This window comes from Bradyrhizobium sp. th-b2, assembly GCF_000426785.1.
GTDB lineage: Bacteria > Pseudomonadota > Alphaproteobacteria > Rhizobiales > Xanthobacteraceae > Bradyrhizobium > Bradyrhizobium septentrionale.
Map to the genome: position 1 here is coordinate 69064 of NZ_AUGA01000022.1, position 19953 is coordinate 89016.

Annotated in this window: 15 protein-coding genes and 1 pseudogene; 8 read left to right on the top strand and 8 right to left on the bottom strand. The window is 64.3% G+C overall.

Translation table 11 applies throughout. From position 1 onward, the window contains the following. Positions 1-2 precede the first annotated feature (2 nt). Positions 3-6293, bottom strand: a complete 6291-nt coding sequence (locus K359_RS0125460; RefSeq protein WP_035977066.1) for a HAMP domain-containing protein — start codon at positions 6291-6293, stop codon at positions 3-5. Positions 6294-6577: 284 nt separating this feature from the next. On the opposite strand from K359_RS0125460, the gene K359_RS53010 reads away from it, so the two are divergent. Next, complete coding sequence (locus tag K359_RS53010) at positions 6578-8566, top strand: PAS domain-containing sensor histidine kinase (protein WP_051346418.1); 1989 nt, start codon at positions 6578-6580, stop codon at positions 8564-8566. A gap of 32 nt (positions 8567-8598) precedes the next feature. On the opposite strand, the gene K359_RS0125470 is transcribed toward K359_RS53010, so the two are convergent. Both K359_RS0125470 and K359_RS53015 read right to left on the bottom strand, forming a co-directional pair. Then, on the bottom strand, positions 8599-8817 hold the full coding sequence (locus K359_RS0125470) for a hypothetical protein (RefSeq protein ID WP_029081845.1): 219 nt from the start codon (positions 8815-8817) through the stop codon (positions 8599-8601). 29 nt (positions 8818-8846) lie between these two features. Then, positions 8847-9215: a hypothetical protein gene (locus K359_RS53015; protein ID WP_035977070.1), complete on the bottom strand. Its 369-nt coding sequence runs from the start codon at positions 9213-9215 to the stop codon at positions 8847-8849. Positions 9216-9330: 115 nt separating this feature from the next. On the opposite strand from K359_RS53015, the gene K359_RS53020 reads away from it, so the two are divergent. Together K359_RS53020 and K359_RS0125485 are read left to right on the top strand one after the other, a co-directional pair. After that, a complete protein-coding gene (locus K359_RS53020; RefSeq protein WP_035977071.1) occupies positions 9331-9531 on the top strand; it encodes a DUF3072 domain-containing protein in 201 nt (66 codons plus the stop codon). 118 nt (positions 9532-9649) lie between these two features. Then, entirely contained in the window at positions 9650-9904 is a 255-nt protein-coding gene (locus tag K359_RS0125485) for a hypothetical protein (protein ID WP_029081846.1), read from the top strand. Positions 9905-10077: 173 nt separating this feature from the next. On the opposite strand, the gene K359_RS0125490 is transcribed toward K359_RS0125485, so the two are convergent. Next, a complete protein-coding gene (locus K359_RS0125490; RefSeq protein ID WP_029081847.1) occupies positions 10078-10335 on the bottom strand; it encodes a hypothetical protein in 258 nt (85 codons plus the stop codon). A 112-nt stretch (positions 10336-10447) separates the two neighbouring features. On the opposite strand from K359_RS0125490, the pseudogene K359_RS53025 reads away from it, so the two are divergent. Beyond that, positions 10448-12518: pseudogene (locus K359_RS53025) on the top strand (ATP-dependent helicase). Positions 12519-12667: 149 nt separating this feature from the next. Here the strand turns inward: K359_RS53025 and K359_RS0125500 are convergent. The 3 genes from K359_RS0125500 to K359_RS63400 all read right to left on the bottom strand — a co-directional run bounded on the left by K359_RS0125500 (position 12668) and on the right by K359_RS63400 (position 14184). Then, the gene (locus K359_RS0125500; protein ID WP_035977103.1) at positions 12668-13399 is read right to left on the bottom strand and encodes an adenylate/guanylate cyclase domain-containing protein; all 732 of its coding nucleotides are present in this window, start codon (positions 13397-13399) and stop codon (positions 12668-12670) included. A 78-nt stretch (positions 13400-13477) separates the two neighbouring features. After that, complete coding sequence (locus tag K359_RS0125505) at positions 13478-13729, bottom strand: PilZ domain-containing protein (RefSeq protein WP_029081849.1); 252 nt, start codon at positions 13727-13729, stop codon at positions 13478-13480. Positions 13730-13920: 191 nt separating this feature from the next. Next, positions 13921-14184 carry a hypothetical protein gene (locus tag K359_RS63400; protein WP_198031182.1) on the bottom strand — a complete coding sequence of 88 codons (264 nt, stop codon included), beginning with the start codon at positions 14182-14184 and terminating at the stop codon, positions 13921-13923. Here K359_RS63400 and K359_RS53030 point away from each other — a divergent pair. The 3 genes from K359_RS53030 to K359_RS0125520 are packed head-to-tail and all read left to right on the top strand — an operon-like array spanning position 14171 to position 17028. Then, complete coding sequence (locus K359_RS53030; RefSeq protein ID WP_198031183.1) at positions 14171-15403, top strand: MFS transporter; 1233 nt, start codon at positions 14171-14173, stop codon at positions 15401-15403. The genes K359_RS63400 and K359_RS53030 overlap by 14 nt on opposite strands. A gap of 11 nt (positions 15404-15414) precedes the next feature. Continuing rightward, complete coding sequence (locus tag K359_RS0125515; RefSeq protein WP_051346404.1) at positions 15415-16602, top strand: acyl-CoA dehydrogenase family protein; 1188 nt, start codon at positions 15415-15417, stop codon at positions 16600-16602. A gap of 24 nt (positions 16603-16626) precedes the next feature. Next, positions 16627-17028 (top strand): VOC family protein, encoded by a 402-nt coding sequence (locus K359_RS0125520; protein WP_029081851.1) that lies wholly within the window; start codon positions 16627-16629, stop codon positions 17026-17028. A gap of 258 nt (positions 17029-17286) precedes the next feature. On the opposite strand, the gene K359_RS0125525 is transcribed toward K359_RS0125520, so the two are convergent. Beyond that, complete coding sequence (locus K359_RS0125525) at positions 17287-18045, bottom strand: Spy/CpxP family protein refolding chaperone (RefSeq protein ID WP_029081852.1); 759 nt, start codon at positions 18043-18045, stop codon at positions 17287-17289. A 453-nt stretch (positions 18046-18498) separates the two neighbouring features. Here K359_RS0125525 and K359_RS0125530 point away from each other — a divergent pair, with 453 nt between their 5' ends. After that, the gene (locus tag K359_RS0125530; RefSeq protein WP_029081853.1) at positions 18499-19839 is read left to right on the top strand and encodes an ABC transporter substrate-binding protein; all 1341 of its coding nucleotides are present in this window, start codon (positions 18499-18501) and stop codon (positions 19837-19839) included. The last annotated feature ends 114 nt before the right edge of the window (positions 19840-19953 follow it).

The following is a 19953-nucleotide window of genomic DNA, read 5'->3' on the forward strand; positions in this document are numbered from 1 at the left end:
GATCAGCGGTGCAGCCACATGCGGATCGCCAGCAGCAGTTGCTCGGTGTTGACGGGTTTCGCCAGATAGTCGGACGCGCCTGCCTCCAGGCATTTCTCGCGGTCGCCCTTCATCGCCTTCGCGGTCAGCGCAATGATCGGCAACCGCAAAAAGGCGGGATTTTGCCTGATAGCGCCGATGGTCTGGTAACCGTCCATCTGCGGCATCATGATGTCCATCAGCACGATCGCGATCTTCGGGTTGGATTCGACCAGCGAGATCGCCTCATGACCCGTTGTCGCGGTCAACACCTTCATACCGCGCCGTTCCAGCACGCTCGACAGCGCGAAGATGTTGCGGGCGTCGTCGTCGACCAGCAGCGCCGTCTTGCCAATCAGATCCTCATCGGAACTGTTGAGCTTCTCCAGCATTCTCTGTTTTTCGACGGGCAATTCCGTGATCACACGGTGCAGGAACAGTGACGTTTCATCGAGCAGCCGTTCCGGCGATTCCACACCCTTGACGACGATGCTGCGCGCCATCGTGTGCAGTTCCGCGTCTTCCTCGGCCGAAAGTTCCCGGCCCGTAAACACGACAACGGGAATATTGGAGAGCATTTCGTCCTGGCGGATCTGATCCAGCACCTCAAAACCGCTCATGTCGGGCAGCCGTAGATCGAGCACGACGCAGTCGCACGGATTTTCGCGCAGCGTCGAGAGCGCCCCTGCCCCGGTGCCGCTGGTCACGATCTCGATATCCTCGTGCCCGAGCAGCTCGGTGATGCTGAGCTGTTCCGCCGCATTATCCTCCACGATCAGCAGGCGCTTGCGGCGGGGTCTCGCGTATTCCTTGATCTGCGACAGCGCTGCGCTGACGCCTTCGGTCGTGGTCGGCTTGTTGACGAAGGAGAAGGCGCCGCGGGCCAGCGCGTGTTGCCGGTCCTCGTCGAGCGTAATGATCTGGACCGGAATGTGACGGGTCAGTGGATTGTGCTTGAGCTGGCTCAGCACGGTCCAGCCCAGCATGTCCGGCAGGAAGACGTCGAGCGAGACCGCGCTCGGCTGGAACTGCTTGGCGAGATCGAGCGCCTCGGCGCCGCGGGCTGCGACCAGAACCTTGAAGCCCTTGTCGCGCGCCAGATCGATCAGGACGCGCGCGTAATGCGGATCGTCCTCGACGATCAAAAGGATGGTGTCGCCGGGCTCGAGATTGAGCCGGTCATCCGGAAGCTGCTCGATCACACGCTCCTGCGTGCCCGCTGCCTGCAGCGACGGTGCCGTGGTGTGCGGCATCTGTAGCGGCTGAGCCTGCGGGCGCAGCCCGGCCGACGGTCCGGCATATTTGAGCGGCAGATAGAGCGTGAAGGTCGAGCCCTTGCCTGGTGCGCTGCGCAGATGGATCTCGCCGCCAAGCAGGCCCGCCAGCTCGCGGCTGATGGCAAGGCCAAGACCGGTGCCGCCATATTTGCGGCTGGTGCCGGCGTCGGCCTGCTGGAACGCCTCGAAGATCAGCTTCTGCTTCTCCTGGGGAATGCCGATGCCGGTATCCGACACCTCGAACGCAACGACGGCGGGCGCCGCGTTGAGGATCGGATGCTCGGCGCTCCAGCCGCCGAGCGCGGCCGACACCGTCAGGCTGACACCGCCCTCCGCGGTGAACTTGAACGCGTTCGAGAGCAGGTTCTTCAGCACCTGCTGCAGCCGCTTGGAGTCGGTGACCATGCTGCGCGCAAGATTGGCGTCGACATCGATGCTGAAGGCGAGATGCCGGTTCTCCGCCTCGTGCCGGAACGGCCGTCCTACCGTCTCAAGCAGGCTCGACGTCAGAATTTCCTCGGCATCGACTGTCACCGTGCCGGACTCGATCTTGGAGAGATCGAGGATGTCGCTGATCAGGTTCAACAGGTCGGTGCCGGCACCATGAATGGTGCGGGCGAACTCGACCTGCTTGCCGGTCAGATTGCCGTCTGGATTCTCGGTGAGTTGCTGGCCAAGGATCAGGATCGAGTTCAGCGGCGTCCGCAGCTCGTGCGACATGTTGGCGAGGAATTCGGACTTGTACTTCGAGGTCAGCGACAGCTCGGTCGCCTTCTCTTCCAGCGCGCGCCGCGCCTGCTCGATTTCCTGGTTCTTGCGCTCGACGTCGACGTTGCGCTCGGCGAGCTGCTGGGCCTTCTGCTCGAGCTGATCGTTGGTCTGCTGCAATTCCTTCTGCTGGGTCTGCAGCTCGCCGGCGAGCTGTTGCGACTGCTTGAGCAGCGCCTCGGTCTGCATCGTCGCCTCGATGCTGTTGAGCACGATGCCGATGCTGTCGGTGAGCTGTTCGAGGAAGGTGATCTGCGACGTCGTGAACGAGGAGATCGAGGACAGCTCGATCACCGCCTTGACCTGGTTCTCGAACAGCACCGGGAACACGACGAGGTTCTTCGGCATGACCCGCATCAACGCCGAATTGATCGGCACCGCATCGCCGGGAATATCGGAGACAAAGCGCTGCCGCTTGTCGAGCGCGCACTGACCGATCAATCCCTCGCCGAACTGGACGATTTGCGGATGCGGGTTGCTGCTGTCGCTGGCATAGGCCGACAACAGCCGCAGCTGCGCATTCTCGGGATTGTCGACCTGGTAGATCACGCCCATATGCGCGTTGATCAGCGGCGCCAGCTCCGTCAGCAGCAGACGGCCGACGGTCGCAAGATCGCGCTGGCCCTGCAGCATGTTGGTGAAGCGCGCCAGATTGGTCTTCAGCCAGTCCTGCTCGGTGTTGCGCTCCGTGGTGAGACGGAGGTTGCCGATCATTGTGTTGATGTTGTCCTTGAGCTCGGCGACCTCGCCGCGTACGTCGACCTGGATCGAGCGCGTCAAGTCGCCCTTGGTCACGGCGGTCGCTACTTCCGCGATCGCGCGCACCTGGGAGGTCAGGTTCGCCGCCAGCAGGTTGACGTTGCCGGTCAGATCCTTCCAGGTGCCGGCGGTGCCGGGCACGTTGGCCTGACCGCCGAGCCGTCCCTCGACGCCGACCTCGCGCGCCACGCTGGTGACCTGCTCGGCGAAGGTCGCGAGCGTCTCGGTCATGTTGTTGATGGTGTCGGCGAGCGCGGCCACCTCGCCCTTCGACTTCACCGTCAGGTTCTGCTTCAGGTCGCCGTTGGCGACCGCGGTCACCACCTTGACGATGCCGCGCACCTGCTCGGTCAGGTTCGCCGCCATGACGTTGACGGTGTCGGTGAGATCCTTCCAGGTGCCGGCGACGCCGCGCACCTCGGCCTGGCCGCCGAGCTTGCCCTCGGTGCCGACTTCGCGCGCCACGCGTGTCACCTCGCCGGCGAAGGCGTTGAGCTGGTCGACCATCGTGTTGATGGTGTTCTTCAGCTCGAGGATCTCGCCCTTCACGTCGACCGTGATCTTGCGCGACAGGTCGCCGCGCGCCACAGCGGTGGTCACCTCGGCGATGTTGCGGACCTGCGTGGTCAGGTTCGCGGCCAGCAGGTTGACGTTGTCGGTGAGGTCCTTCCAGGTGCCGCCGACGCCGGGCACCACGGCCTGGCCGCCCAGCCGTCCCTCGGTGCCGACCTCGCGCGCCACGCGCGTCACTTCGGCGGCGAAGGAGCGCAGCTGCTCGACCATCGTGTTCAGGGTGTCCTTGAGCAGCAGGATCTCGCCGCGCACGTCCACCGTGATCTTCTTCGACAGGTCGCCGCCGGCAATCGCGGTCGCGACCTCGGCGATGTTGCGGACCTGCGCGGTCAGGTTCGACGCCATGAAGTTGACGTTGTCGGTCAGGTCCTTCCAGGTGCCGGCGACGCCGGGCACTTCAGCCTGGCCGCCGAGCTTGCCCTCGGTGCCGACTTCGCGCGCCACGCGCGTCACTTCGCCGGCGAAGGCGTTGAGCTGGTCGACCATCGTGTTGATGGTGTTCTTCAGCTCGAGGATTTCGCCCTTCACGTCGACCGTGATCTTGCGTGACAGGTCGCCGCGCGCCACGGCGGTCGTCACTTCCGCGATGTTGCGGACTTGCGCCGTGAGATTGCCGGCCATCGAGTTGACGCTGTCGGTCAGATCCTTCCAGGTACCGGCGACGCCGGGCACGTTGGCCTGGCCGCCAAGGCTGCCGTCGGTGCCGACCTCGCGCGCCACGCGCGTCACCTCGCCCGCGAAGCGGTTGAGCTGGTCGACCATCGTGTTCAGCGTTTCCTTCAGCTGAAGAATCTCGCCGCGCACGTCGACCGTGATCTTGCGCGACAGGTCGCCGCCGGCGATCGCGGTCGCGACCTCGGCGATGTTGCGGACCTGTGCCGTGAGGTTACCGGCCATCGAGTTGACGCTGTCGGTCAGATCCTTCCAGGTGCCGGCGACGCCGGGCACTTCGGCCTGGCCGCCGAGCTTGCCGTCAGTGCCGACCTCGCGCGCCACGCGCGTCACTTCGCCGGCGAAGGCGTTGAGCTGGTCGACCATGGTGTTGAGCGTTTCCTTCAGCTGAAGGATTTCGCCCGACACGTTCACCGTGATCTTCTTAGACAGGTCGCCCTTCGCGACCGCGGTCGCAACCTCCGCGATGTTGCGGACCTGCGCGGTCAGGTTCGAGGCCATCGAGTTGACACTGTCGGTCAGATCCTTCCAGGTGCCAGCAACGCCGCGCACCTCGGCCTGGCCGCCGAGCTTGCCTTCGGTGCCGACCTCGCGCGCCACGCGCGTCACTTCGCCGGCGAAGGCGTTGAGCTGGTCCACCATCGTGTTGATGGTGTCCTTCAGCTCGAGGATTTCGCCGCGCACGTCCACCGTGATCTTCTTCGACAGGTCGCCATTGGCGACCGCGGTGGTGACGCCGGCGATGTTGCGTACCTGCGCGGTCAAGTTCGACGCCATGAAGTTGACGTTGTCGGTCAGGTCCTTCCAGGTGCCGGCGACGCCGAGCACGTTGGCCTGGCCGCCGAGCTTGCCTTCGGTACCGACCTCGCGCGCCACGCGCGTCACTTCCGACGCGAAGGCGTTGAGCTGGTCGACCATCGTGTTGAGGGTTTCCTTCAGCTGAAGGATCTCGCCCGACACGTTCACCGTGATCTTCTTCGACAGGTCGCCGCCGGCGATCGCGGTCGCGACGTCGGCGATGTTGCGGACCTGCGCGGTCAGGTTCGACGCCATGAAGTTGACGTTGTCGGTCAGGTCCTTCCAGGTGCCGGCGACGCCGGGCACCTGCGCCTGGCCGCCGAGCTTGCCTTCGGTGCCGACCTCGCGCGCCACGCGCGTCACTTCCGAGGCGAACGAGTTGAGCTGGTCCACCATCGTGTTGATGGTGTCCTTCAGCTCGAGGATCTCGCCGCTGACGTCGACCGTGATCTTGCGTGACAGGTCGCCGCGCGCCACCGCCGTGGTCACGTTGGCGATGTTGCGGACCTGGGCGGTCAGGTTGCCGCACATCGCGTTCACCGAGTCGGTCAAATCCTTCCAGGTGCCGGCGACGCCGGGCACGATGGCCTGGCCGCCGAGCTTGCCGTCGGTGCCGACCTCGCGCGCCACGCGCGTCACTTCCGAGGCAAACGAGCGGAGCTGATCGACCATCGTGTTGATGGCTTCCTTCAGCTGCAGGATCTCGCCGCGGACGTCGACCGTGATCTTCTTGGACAGGTCGCCATTGGCGACCGCGATCGTCACCTCGGCGATGTTGCGGACCTGGCCGGTCAAATTGTTGGCCATCGAGTTGACGCTCTCGGTCAGGTCCTTCCAGACGCCGGTCACTTCCGGCACCTGGGCCTGGCCGCCGAGCTTGCCCTCGGTGCCGACTTCGCGGGCCACGCGCGTGACCTCCGAGGTGAATACCGAGAGTTGCTTGATCATCGTGTTGACGATGTTCGCCGACTGCAGGAATTCGCCGCGCAGCGGCCTGCCCTCGACGTCGAGCTGCACGGTCTGCAGCAGGTCGCCCTGCGCCACCGCGGCGACCGCCCGCGTGACCTCGCGGGTCGGCCACAAGAGATCGTCGATCAGCGTATTGACCGAGCTTTCCATATCGGCCCAGGCGCCGCTGGCGAGGCCGAAATTGACGCGCTGGCGGGTCTGCCCCTCGCGGCCCACGACCTGTCCGACGCGCGCCAATTGCTGCGCCATGCGCTCGTTCGCCGCGGCGATTTCGTTGAAGGCGTCGGCGATCTTGCCGTCGATCCCGAGATAGTCGCCACGCATCCGAACCGAGAAGTCGCCGCCGCGCATCGCCTGCAGGGATTGCAGCAGGTCGTGCGAGGAATCGAGGCTTCCGTTGGATGATTGGGCGCGGCGGGTATCGGCACGGGGACGAGGCGGCGAACCGAGATCGGTCATGGAATTTCCCCTACGCGCTGGCCCCCTGTCGAGAGACTCGGAAAAGCCAGTGTGACCATAAGAATGACTGCCCGTGTTCAATTCAAGCGGGAAAACGCCAAAACCGCCATTTGTGACGCAAAGCGAGTAGCTTAATCGCTAATGGAACCTAAAGTTCCAACGCGGATTGGAACTTCTTCGCAAAGCGGCGTAAGCCGTTCGTATTGCCTGGTCCTCACGGTCGCATGTGATCGCATTGGAACATTCGCCTCTCCGAAACGTTCCGGCCGATGGCAGGATTTGTGATGGTTAAGAAATCGGATCGACTCAAGCGCGGCATTTTCGACAGCGAGCGCGACGTTCGGCTGTTAGCCGGAGGCGTGATCGACTACGCGATCTGCATGCTCGCTCCCGATGGACGGGTGACCAACTGGAATAAGGGCGCCGCGCGCATCACGGGCTATTCGGCCAAAGCCATCCTCGGCAAGCACTTCTCGGTCCTCTATCCCGCTGAGGATCGCGCATGCGGCCTTCCCGCCAAGGCCCTGCAGATGGCGCGGACGGAAAAGCATGCCGCGGCGGAGGGCTGGTGCGTTCGCAAGGACGGATCGCAATTCCACGCCTCTGTCGTCATCGACCCGATTTACGAGAAGCGCAAGCTGGTCGGCTACGCCATGGTCACCCGCGACATCACCGAGCGGCAGCAAGCGCGCGCGGATCTCGATGCCAGCGAAAGCCAGTTCCGCCTGCTGGTGAGCAACGTCACCGACTACGCCCTGTACATGCTGACGCCGGCCGGCATCGTCGCCAACTGGAACGCCGGCGGCGAGCGCATCAAGGGCTATTCGCCAGACGAGATCATCGGCAAGAGCTTCTCGCGGTTCTATACGCCGGCCGACCAGGCGGCGGGCAAGCCGGCCCGCGCGCTCAAGATCGCGGAAGACACCGGGCACTACGAGGAGGATGGCTGGCGGGTCCGCAAGGACGGCTCGTTCTTCTGGGCCAGCGTCGTGATCGATCCGATCCGCGACAGCGACGGCAGCCTGGTCGGCTTTGCCAAGATCACACGGGACATTTCCGAGCGGCGTGAGGCGCAACAGAAGCTCGAACTGGTGCAGCGCCAGCTGGCGGAGTCGCAGAAGATGGATGCGCTCGGTCAATTGACCGGCGGCGTCGCGCACGATTTCAACAACCTGCTGATGATCATTTCGGGCAATCTGCACCGGATCAAGCGCGAGGTGACGAGCGAGCGCGGCCAGCTCGCGCTCAGCGCGATCGACACCGCCTCCGAGCGTGCCGCCTCCCTGACCAGCCAGCTGCTCACCTTCGCGCGCCGTCAGAGCGTCAATCCGCAGACCGTCGACGTCGCCGACAGGATCGCCGCGGTGCGCGAGGTCCTGAGCAGCGCGCTCGGCGGCGCGATCAAGCTGAACATGGAGATCCAGGCGGATCTCTGGACGGTGTTCGTCGACCCGAACGAGTTTGAGACCGCGCTGATCAACCTTGTGGTCAATGCACGGGACGCGATGGCTAATGGCGGTACGCTGACCGTTTCGGCCCGCAACGTACCCGAGACCGTCGAGGTCGCCGTCAGCGTGGCCGATACCGGCGAAGGCATTCCCGGGGACGTGCTGAGCAAGGTCTTCGACCCGTTCTTCACCACCAAGCCGGTCGGCAAAGGGACCGGCCTCGGACTGTCCCAGGTCCACGGTTTTGCGCACCAGGCCGACGGCCGGGTCGAGATCGCAAGCACGCTCGGCAAGGGCACGACGGTCAGCATCTACCTGCCCCGCGGGACCGCTGCCGCAAAGCGTACGACCGCGGACCACAGCGTGCGCGGCTCCGCAATCGTCCTGCTGATCGAGGACAATCCCGCTGTCGCCGATGCGAGCACGGGCCTCCTCGAACAGCTCGGCTACACCGTGCGCTGGGCGTCGAACGCAGAAGCTGCCCTATCGGAAATCGACGCCAACGGGGTCGATGTGGTGTTCAGCGACATCGTGATGCCCGGCAGGATGGATGGGCTGAAGCTGGCGCGCGCGATCCGGGACAGGAAGCCCGAGCTGCCGATCCTGCTGACGACCGGTTACAACAAGAGTGCACGCGACGTGAGGTCCGACTTTCCCGTCCTGCGCAAGCCGTACCGCATCCATGATCTCAGCCGCGAACTCTCGAAACTGACCGGACAAGGCTCGGGCGGCGTCATGGGCAACCCGTCCGCAGGCGCTGTGGAGGAGTTCGATTCCGCCGCGCGGGACGTTGCGCTCAGACCAAAGGCAAAAGCGCACTCCTAGTTCGAAAATCCAATAGCTCAAAAAACCAAGGGCTAGCGTTCTGCCGGCCAGCTTCGCCGCACCAATTGCACCCGCTCGATGCGGCTGCACTGCTCGCAGCGGTACTGGAGAATATCCCTGCCCTCGGTGCCCGGGTGGCTGCTCTCAAGCCGCATCGTCCTGATGCAGCTGATACAGGAAATCAGCGTCAGCAACGGGCTGCGATCGTCATTCATCGATGCCCGCGGTGGCGCGGTCGGATCGGCGATCATGGCGCTGGACGATGCTATGGAATTGGCTCTCACCACAAGAAAATGCCCATCCGTGGCTCCGGTTCCCGCCTCGAAACCAGATTTGGGCTCAAGCCGGTCTGAGGCGCGCCCTCCAGCTCGGGCAGGTCGATCAAACCTTCGCGTTGCTGTGGGCCGGCTTGGGCGTGCCCTTCTTCGAGTTGACGGGGGTCGGCTTGACTGGTCGCAACAGGGCGGTCCGCAAAGCTTCGGCTCAGCCGCTCCCGCACTGTCGGGAGGCGGTCGCCGCCGCCGGAGGCTTTCCATCGACCAATGAGCTCAGCCACTTCGGCCCGCATCGCCATCAGCCGGCATGACGCCTCGCTGCAATCGAGGTCGCGGTTGATCTGATCCCGGATCGACGCCTCGATCAGGGTCATTTCAGCCCGCAAGGTGCTGATCCTCCGACGAATTTCATTGATCTAGTTGTCCATGGCTTGTTAGAACAAAAATAGAACATACTGTCAAGTCACGATCCAGCAAACGAGGTAGGCAATGAGCATGGCAGCGGTAAGGTTTGGCGGGGTTGCGGAGCGCCTTGGCGGGCTGATGACCCGTGCCCAGGCGCTGCGGCTGAGGAACCTTGCCGAGGAGGCGTATCAGCCGAACCAGTACGCGCGCGACCTGACGTCCGAGGAAGCCGAACGGCGCATCGATGCCCTCAGGGCCGAGATCGCGCTGGCGGACTCTTTCTGAGCTGCCCATCCCGACCGGGCCGGACACCCCCTTAAGGCTTTGATATAGCGGCGCAGCTAGTTCTGTTTCTGTCGTTGCTGCTTTGTCTTTATCGCTGCTTTGCTTGGGGGAGCCTTACGTGCTGGAGCTGGAGAAGCGATCGCCACTAGCGTTCCCGATCGCGCTGAAAAACGGGCGAACGCTCGCGACCGTCGGCGACGCCGCGGACTATTTGTCGACGCTGAATATCGATCAGCGCGAGCGGGGTTACTGGAAGACGGCGATCATGATGTTCAACAACGCCATGCGCGAACCGGGCTATCTGAAGATCGCGACCATGAACCTGCGGTCCGCCCTGGTGTATGACCGCCTCGTCGACGACGTCGGCCCCTGATTGTGGTGCGGCGGCTACAGCCGAATCGGCGGTGGTCTCGTAAGTCGCTGTTCGTTATGGCCGCAAACAAGGTAACGGCGGTACACGCGACGGCCGGATGCGGATTGCGCTACGGCCGCTAATCTAGGGCCGCCTCGGAAGGCCAAAGGAAGGCCAAGGCGGCCCATTTTCTTTCAAAGCAATTTTGCGCGGACGAACAGCGTCCGCAACGCGTTGGTTGCTTGCACCGTCAGCATGGCGTTCCCGGCCGCCCTCTCCAGCGCAACCAAAGCCTCGTCATGCAGCGAGCGGAATTCCATCCATTCGACGGCGCTGAGATTGCTGATGAAGCGGTAGGCCTGACCGACGGTCGCAAGCGTCACCGTCTCGCCGTTCAGCCGCACCTTGAACGTCGCCTTCAGCGGCGTGTCGGATTTGGATACGTCACCCATGGCGCGGTTGTGCGCCGCGCCGCGTTAATGTCAATCTAATTTCTCTGCATCCGCCCCGGTGCATCGGCTCCACTGAATCGCAATGTCTGTTAGCGTTTTGTGGGGGTGATTCGTGCCTGAACTTGCCAACACAGCCTATCTCGATGCGCTCAATTCCGAGCAGCGCCGTGCGGTCGAGCACGGGGTCGGCAAGGATTGCATCGTCGGCGCCCCGCTGCTGGTGATCGCGGGCGCGGGCTCCGGCAAGACCAACACGCTCGCCCATCGCGTCGCGCATCTGATCGTCGCGGGCGCCGATCCCCGCCGCATCCTGCTGATGACCTTTTCGCGGCGCGCCGCCTCAGAGATGGCCGGCCCGCGTCGAGCGCATCGCTCGGCGCGTGCTCGGCGATCGCGCCTCCATCATGACCGATGCGCTAAGCTGGGCCGGCACGTTCCACGGCATCGGCGCGCGGCTGCTGCGGGAATTCGCCGAACGCATCGCCCTCGAGCCGGCCTTCACGATCCATGATCGTGAGGACTCCGCCGATTTGATGAACCTGGTCCGCCACGACCTCGGTTTCTCCCGCACCGAAGGCCGGTTTCCCACCAAGGGTACCTGCCTTGCGATCTATTCGCGCTGCTTGAACGCAGAGATGCCGATCGAGACCGTGCTCGGTCAGTTCTTCCCCTGGTGCGCAGGCTGGGCCAGCGAATTGAAGCAGTTGTTCGCGGCCTATGTCGAAGCCAAGCAACGGCAGAACGTGCTCGATTACGATGACCTCCTGCTCTATTGGGCGCAGATGGTGACGGACACGGCGCTGGCCGAGGAGATCGGCGGCCGCTTCGACCATGTGATGGTCGACGAATATCAGGACACCAACCGCCTGCAGTCCTCCATCCTGCTTGCGCTCAAGCCTGGGGGGCACGGGCTCACCGTGGTTGGCGACGATGCGCAGTCGATCTATTCGTTCCGTGCCGCCACCGTGCGCAACATCCTCGACTTCCCGTCGCAGTTCAGCCCGGCTGCCGAGATCGTCACGCTCGACCGCAACTATCGCTCGACGCAGCCGATCCTGTCGGCCGCCAATGGCGTGATCTCGCTCGCCAAGGAACGCTTCACCAAGAACCTGTGGACCGACCGCACCTCGACCCGCAAGCCGCTGCTCGTCACGATCCGCGACGAGGCCGATCAGGCGCGCTACATCGTCGAGCAGGTGCTGGCCAACCGCGAAGAAGGCGCGCTGCTCAAGCACCAGGCGGTGTTGTTCCGTACCTCCTCGCATAGCGGACCGCTGGAGGTCGAGCTGACCCGCCGCAATATTCCGTTCGTGAAATTCGGCGGCCTCAAATTCCTCGACGCAGCGCATGTCAAGGACATGCTGGCGCTGCTGCGCTTCACCGCCAATCCGCGCGACCGGGTCGCTGGCTTTCGGATCCTGCATCTGTTGCCCGGCGTCGGGCCGGCCTCGGCGCAGCGCGTGCTCGACCGCATGGCCGAGGCCGCCGATCCGATCGCAGCGCTCGCAGCACTGCCCGCCCCGCCCCGCGCCGGTGCCGACTGGCGGCTGTTCGTCGAGGCCATCGAGAACCTCCGCTATTCGGAATGGCCTGTTGACATCGAACGCGCGCGCCACTGGTACGAGCCGCATCTCGACCGCATCCACGAGGACAGCGAGGTCCGCCGCGCCGACCTCATCCAGCTAGAGCAGATCGCCGCCGGCTATCCGTCACGCGAACGCTTCCTCACCGAACTCACACTCGATCCGCCGGACGCAACCAGCGACCAGGCCGGCGTGCCGCTGCTCGACGAGGATTACCTGATCCTGTCGACGATCCACTCCGCCAAGGGGCAGGAATGGAAGTCGGTCTACGTGCTCAATGTCGTCGATGGCTGCATGCCCTCCGATCTCGGCGCCGGCACATCGGCGGAACTCGAGGAGGAGCGCCGCCTGCTCTATGTCGCCATGACCCGCGCCAAGGACGATCTGCACCTGTTGGTGCCGCAGCGCTTTTTCGTCCACGGCCAGGCTGCCAAGGGCGACCGCCACATGTACGCCTCGCGCACCCGTTTCATCCCGGAACGGCTGCTGCCGATGTTCGAGCGGACCACCTGGCCGCGCGCCGCCGCCGCGCAGACCGCGTCCGCCAGCCGCGCGCCGCCGATCGACATCGGAGCCCGGATGCGCGGCATGTGGCGCTGACGCCGGTTGCGAAAGATTTTTCAGACGGCCTGGAACGAAGCCGCCGGCCTCGCGTTGAAGCCGCGTTCGTAATCGGCAAGCGACCATCCCCGACGGCTTCGGCGCGGAGTTTCGCGCTGGAGCCGTCGTTTTTTTTGCGCCGCGTCAATTCACGCAGGAAACAATCTGACGGGCTGGTCGAAGCCCTTCAGCGCGTAATCGGAACCGGTTGCCGTGATCATGTCGCCGGTTCGTTCCCGCACCGCCGTCGTGACCAGGATCTCGCCGGATTTCGCCGCCGCCTGGGCGCGCGCGGCGCGGTTCACGACGGTGCCGACCGCCGTCAGGTCGCGATGGGTCTGGCCGAATTCACCGAAATTGGTGTCCCCGCTGTCCATCCCGATTCCGATGCCGATCTCGATGTCGCCGGCGCCGATCGTCCGCACCAGCGCGTCGTGCCTTTCCTGGAAGCGGCGCTGGATGTCGCGCGCGGCCAGCAAGGCCTGCACCGCATGGTCGTCCCGCCGCACCGGAAAATTGAAGATCGCGAACACGGCATCGCCGATCGTCTTGTTGAGAATGCCGTCATAGCGCCAGATCGCTGCGGCGCAGTCATCGTAGAACGCATCCAGCAGCGATGTCAGTCCGTCCGGCGCGATGGTCTGCGTCAGCGTGGTGTAGCCGCGCAGATCGGCGAACAGGATGGTGGCGTCGATGGTCACGGCGCGCGCCTTCATGATCTTCGAGAAGGCCATCTCGCAGAGCGTGCAGGTGTTCGGGTTCATGCGGCTCGGCTTGACGCCAAACAGGCGGAACGGCGCCGACAACGGGCCGCGCAGCGGAATCGGCATATGCAGGTTTTGCCAGCAGCCGAGGCAGATCGTTGCAGGTTCCGGAGTCATCGGCACACCACCAGTTGTTCCAGCAACGAAACCCGGGCGATCCAGGACGTCGGGGCCGGGATTTGCAGCGCACCGCGCTCAGGTCGGCGTCACGAAGCTCAGTCCGATCCGCGTCTTCTTGCTCCAGACCACCTGGCACTCGTAGACAACAGAGGCGTCCTTGGCCATCACCAGGCGGAAGCGATGCGGGACGAAGGCCGGATTCTCGACCTCGATCGCGGCTCCCTCCGGCGAAATGTTCACGATCGTGCAATGCATGACCGAACCGCCCGATGAGACGTAGCCGGGTTCATTGACCTCGGTTCGCGGATGCCTGCGCTTTTCGTCCACCCAGCCTCCCCCCAATTTCCTTCACACAAGCGTGGGCGATCGGCATTGCCGAAGTCAACGGCTCCGACAGGCCGGATCGGGCTTTCGCACCACGATTTGTGCGCAGCGGTAGGCCGAATTGCTTATCGCGTCAGTGCAGATGAGCCCCGCGTCAGCGCGGGCTTGTCGTTCGCGATGGCGCGAGGATAGCCTCACCTTATGGGCGAAGCGCTGGCGCGACGCACGCTCCTGATAACAATGAACAGGCGCCATGGGGAAAACGCGCCATGTTCGAGATTCTCGATCGCCGGACGACTCTGACCGGCAACCAGATCAAGATCCTTGCGGCGGCCATCATCGGCGATGCGCTGGAATTCTTCGACTACTTTCTGATCGGCTTTGTGCTTCGCGTTCCTGATCGGACCGTGGAAACTCACCTTTGGCCAGTCGGCCACCGTGCTGATGAGTTCCGGCATCGGCGCCATCATCGGCGCCTATCTCTGGGGCTGGCTCGCCGACCGGATCGGCCGCCGCATCGTCTTCATCGGCACCGTTCTGAACTTCTCGATCGCGACCGGCCTGCTCTATTTCACACCCGACAATGGCTGGGTCTATCTCGCAATCCTGCGCTTCTTCGTCGGTGTCGGCGTCGGCGGTCTCTATTGTGTCGACCTGCCGCTGGTGCAGGAGTTCATGCCTTCGCACAAGCGCGGCTGGGTCGGCGGGCTCGTGACCTGCGTGATCCCGCTCGGCGTCGGCCTCGGCGCGGTGCTGGGAGCGATCATGGGCACCGACCAGTGGCGGCTGTTGTTTGCGATCGGCGTGCTGCCGGCGGTCCTGGTGCTGCTGGTCCGGCTCTGGGTTCCGGAATCGCCGCGCTGGCTGTGCCGACAGGGACGCTATGACGAAGCCCGCAAATCGCTGGCCTGGGCCCTGCAGATGTCGCCGTCGGAGCTGCCATTGCCGAGCGCAGCCGACGCCGGTCCGATCGTCAAGACGAGCTGGTTCGACCTGTTCAAATATCCGCGCAGCCTGATCGTCTCCTGGCTCGGCAATGCCGGCGCGCAGACCGGCGTCTACGGCATCACACTCTGGGCGCCCGCGCTGTTCGTGCTGCTCCTGAAGGTGACGCCGCAGGAGGCCGCCAAGATGATGATCCTGCTCAGCGTCACCGGTTTCCTCGGCCGCATCTCGTTCTCCTGGTTCTCGGAACTGCTGGGACGGCGCGTCGCCGGCGGCCTGCTCGGCTTGGGGGCCGGGGCGCTGACGATCATTGCCGGCTATCACTACGACGTGACGCTGTTCGGGATGTCGGCGTTCTGGCTGCTGCTCGCTGCCGCCTTCTTCTTCGCCGACGGCGGCTTTGCGATCGTCGGACCCTATGCGGCCGAGGTCTGGCCGTCGCATCTGCGCACCACGGGCATGGGTTCGGCCTATGGCTTCGGCGGCATCGGCAAGATCATCGGGCCGGTCGGGCTTGCCCTGATCGTCGGCTCGAACAACTATCTCAAGCCGGACGTGCCGCTAACCCAGATCCCGACCGCCTTCGTTTATCTCGGCTGCTGGTTCCTGATGGCGGGCGCCGTCTATCTGTTCTTCGGGCTCGAGACCCGGGGCAAGTCGATCGAGCAGATCGACAAGGAGCTCAACGCGACGGCTGACGTCGCGGCGTCCGCAACGATCCGGCGCGCCTGAGGGAGACGAAGATGAGCGTGACTTCTGCCGATCTTGCGGGCGATCGCGACGTGATCGCGCTCGCCGAGGCGATCAGGGAAGCGGTCGCGGCCGCCTCCAACGATATCGAGATGACGCGCCGCCTGCCGCCCGACCTGCTCGACCGGCTGCATGAGGCGCGGCTGTTCCGCCTGCTGCTGCCGCGGTCGACCAACGGGATCGAGACCGATCCCGTCACCTTCTTCCATGTCATTGAGACCATCGCCAAAGGCGATGCCTCGACGGCGTGGTGCCTGAGCCAGGCCGGCGGCTGCGCGATGTCGGCCGCCTATCTCGACCTGCCGGTTGCGCAGGAGGTGTTTGCCGACCCACGCGCGGTGCTCGCCTGGGGTCCCGGCCCGAAGGTCAGGGCGATCGAGTGCGAAGGCGGCTACCGCGTCACCGGGGTCTGGTCGTTTGCCTCCGGCGGGCGGCATGCCACCTGGCTCGGCGCCCACTGCCCGGTTTACACCGCGGACGACTCGCCGCGCCGCGACGCCAATGGCGAGCAGGTCGAACGCACCATGCTGGTGCGCACCGAAGACGTCGAATGGACCGACATCTGGAACACGGTCGGGCTGCGCGGCACCGCCAGCGACCAGTTCGCGCTCAACGATCTCTTCGTCCGTTCGGACCATTCGATCACCCGTGAGTTCGACCGCGAATGCCGCGAGCACGGCCCGCTCTACCGGATGAGCAACCACACCTGCTACCAGATCGGCTTTGCCGGGGTCGCCTGCGGCATTGCCCGCAGCGCGCTGGACAATTTCGTCGACGTCGCTCGCAACAAGGTGCCGCGCGGCATGAAGAAGACGTTGCGGGACAACGCGGTCGTGCAATCCGGCCTCGCACAGGCCGAGGTCAATCTGCGCGCCGCCCGCGCGTTCCTGCTGCAATCGATGGCCGACATCTGGAAGGACCTGGTTGCCGGCAACAGCATCACGGTCGCGCAGCGCATGACGATCCGGATGGCGGCCACACATGCCATCCACAAGGCGCGGGAGGCGGTCGACTTCGCCTACAATGCCGCCGGCGCCACCGCGATCTTCGACGGCCATCCGCTGGAGCGGCGCTTCCGCGACATCCACACCGTGACCCAGCAATTACAGGGCCGGTTCAGCCATTTCGAGACCGTCGGCGCCTGGATGCTCGGCGTCGATGCCGACCTCAGCTTCGTTTAACCCGATTTCTCAAGGAGAAGAACCATGCCATTGGGCGGACTACAGCATTACACCATAGAGCCGCAGGATCTCGAGCGCACCAAGCAGTTCTATTGCGACGTGCTCGGGCTCGAGAACGGCGACCGGCCGCCGCTCGATTTCCCCGGCTACTGGCTCTATTCGGGCGGCCAGGCTACCGTCCATTTAATGGGCACCCGCAAGCCGCGCGACGGCATCGTGGTGCGCGGCACCGAGAAGAAATATGAGGACACCGGCCGCCTCGACCATATCGCCTTTGCCGCCACCGACGTCGAAGCCGTGCGCAAGCGCCTGCAGTCGAGGAACGTCACGTTCCGCGAGCAGATCGTGCCGCGCACCGGCGACACTCAGATTTTCCTCTACGATCCCGACGGCGTCGGGGTGGAACTGAACTTCCTGAAGAGCTGAACCGGCCTTCGCCGGATCACCCCTGCTCAACAATTGGCCGGCGCGTGCGTCGGCCAATTTTCATGTCGCGCAAGCGGTTCCCGACAAGGCCCTGACTCGGCCATCACTCGGGCGCGATCCGGTCCGTTTTTCTTCAACATTGAATGACGAATTAACCGAGCCGCGCCGCTGCGGCAGAATAGCCGGGTGCTGCGCCTTTAACCTACCCCAGGGCTTGGTGGCCCGGCTATTCGTCCCCACTTCGCCGACGATGGATCTTTAGTCGAGCCCGCGTTCGTGGCTGAGGCGGACCATTTCGCTGATGAAGATCTGTTTCTGCTTGTCGTCGAGGCTCGCAAAGAGCGGCTCCGCGGCGTCGGCGACGCTGCGCTGATCGACCGCGCGGTCGTTGAGGAACTGGGCCTCATTGCGCATCTGCTCGATGATGTCGTCAGGCGGATCGCGTTGTGCGCGCGCAATGCGCAGGTTGAGGCGGTCGGCGCCGTTGTGGCCGAGATAGTGCATCGCGCTGTTGAAACCGGACCAGTGTTTCTCCTGCTCCGGCGTTAGATTCAGCTCCGTCTTGATCCGCTCGATGTTGGCGTCGCTGTTGGCGACCATCTGCTCAGCCGTGAGCTGCGGCGCCCCATCCTGGGTTAGCACGGCCGTCTGCTGTTTCGCGCCCTTGTCCTTGGCGGCGGCCTTGGCCGATTTGGTGCCCTTGGCGCCCTGCTTGTCACTGGGGGCCGGAGCCTGTGCATTCTTGCCGCCGCCAGCATTGGGGCTGGGGTTGTTGGCATTGTTGCCGGTGAACACCCCGGTCACGCCGGTCACCACCCCGACGACGCCGCCGATCGCACCGCCCAGAACGCCGCCAACCGGTCCGGCGGCCTTGTTGCCCTCGCGCGCGCCCTTCTCGACGCCCTGCACGATCTGCGCATCGCCGATACGAGGCACTGCAAGCAGCATGACGGTGGCGGCCCCAACCGCGGCGCACAATCGCCATTGCGCTCGCAGCTTCGCTACCGGGTTGAGCATGATCGGGTCTCCGTGATCGATGGTGGATTGCAGAACTGACGCGGGGGTAGGTTCGACGAATCCGGACTTTATCGTTTCCAGCTTCGGCAAGTCTATTGCTCGCGCGGGGCATCAACATGACGGAACACGGCTCGATCAGGCTTGACCGGAAGCCTGCGGCGCAACGGCGCACCGTCCGTGAATGTATCAGTGGCAACTCGTGCGTGCGTCGCAACATGATCGCAAGGCGTGCAGCAAACCGCCGGAAATTGCAGTGAGGCTGACGACACTGCCCGCGATTTGACCACAACGTTAGTTCTACGTGGCACAGGCATTACGTTTCTCGACAGCGGCCGGCAATTCTGTTCTGATTGGTGCAACGAAATCCCGCGATGTCGCGCGAACGCGACGCACAAAAAAGAACATCGGGATTCAAAAAGTCTTTTGTCCGTTGGCTACCAGGGAGGGAATGCCATGTCACGGAAGAAGCTTTCGCGCCGAGAATTCGTTGCAGCGACAGCGCTGTCATCGGCGGCGCTCATTACAGCCCCCTACGTGCGTGGCGCCTACGCAGCCGGCAAGCTCTCGATGGGCTTCTGGGATCACTGGGTGCCGGGCGCGAACAGTGCCTCCACCGAGCTGGTCAATGAATGGGCCGCCAAGGAAAAGGTCGAGGTCCAGATCGACTACATCACCAGCCAGGGCAACAAGAACATCGTCACCATCGCCGCCGAGGCGCAGGCGAAATCCGGTCACGATATCTTCCAGATGCCGACCTGGTGGCCACAGGCCAATGCCGAGCTGCTCGAGCCGGTCAACGACATCATGGACCCGCTCATCAAGCTGAACGGCGACGTCAACGGCACGGTGAAATATCTCGGCCAGGCCGACGGCAAATGGCTCGGTGTTCCCGCCAGCGTCGGCAGCCAGATCAAGGGCCCCTGCTCGCGCATCGATCTGATGAAGAAGCACGCCAACATCGACGTCCAGGAAATGTACCCGGCCGGAAGCCCGCCGAAGGCGGACAACTGGACCCTCGATACGTTCCTCAAGGCGGCCGAGGCCTGCCACAAGGCCGGCTTCCCGTTCGGCATCGGTCTCGGCGAAACCAGCGACAATGTCGACACCGCCGGCGCGATCTTCAACTCGTTCGGCGCGCAGCTGGTCGACGCCAAGGGGAACCTCACCGTCAAGACCGATGCGGTGCGCCAATCGCTCGAGTTCTACAAGAAGCTGCTCGCTTTCCTGCCGCCCGACGTCTCCGCATGGGACGATGCCTCCAACAACAAGTGGTTGGTCGCTGGCAAGGGCGCGATGATCATGAACCCGCCGAGCGCGTGGGCGGTCGCCAAGCGCGATGCCCCGCAAGTCGCGGAGCAATGCTGGACCCACGGCTTCCCGGCCGGACCCAAGGGACGCTTCGCGCCCTATCTGCCGTTCTTCTGGTCGATCTGGTCGTTCTCGAAGAACAAGGAAGCGGCCAAGAGCCTGCTGTCCCATCTGTCGCAACCGGCATCGATCGAGAAGATGGTGGTCGCGAGCGGCGGCTACGACCTGCCGGCCTACGAAAAGCTCACGACGTTGAAGATCTGGGAAGAGGTAGGGCCGCCCAAGGGCACGCTCTACCACTACCCGAACCCCTTCAAACACCAGACGCTGTCGATGGCGGCCTCGCCTGCGCCGCCCAAGGTCGCGCAGCAGATCTACTTCCAGGCCACCCTGACCAAGATGTGCCTGCGCTACTACCAGGGTGAAAGCATGGAAAAGACGCTCGCCTGGGCCGAGGGCGAGTGTGAAGGCTTCATGCGAAGCTGACGACAAGCGAGCTTTCGCGCGACCGCCCGTAGTGCCGGCCGCGCGAGGTCTCGTCTTCACATCCCGACCGCCGAACCGGCGAGCCGTGCAACCAACCCGCGCGAGGGACCTGCG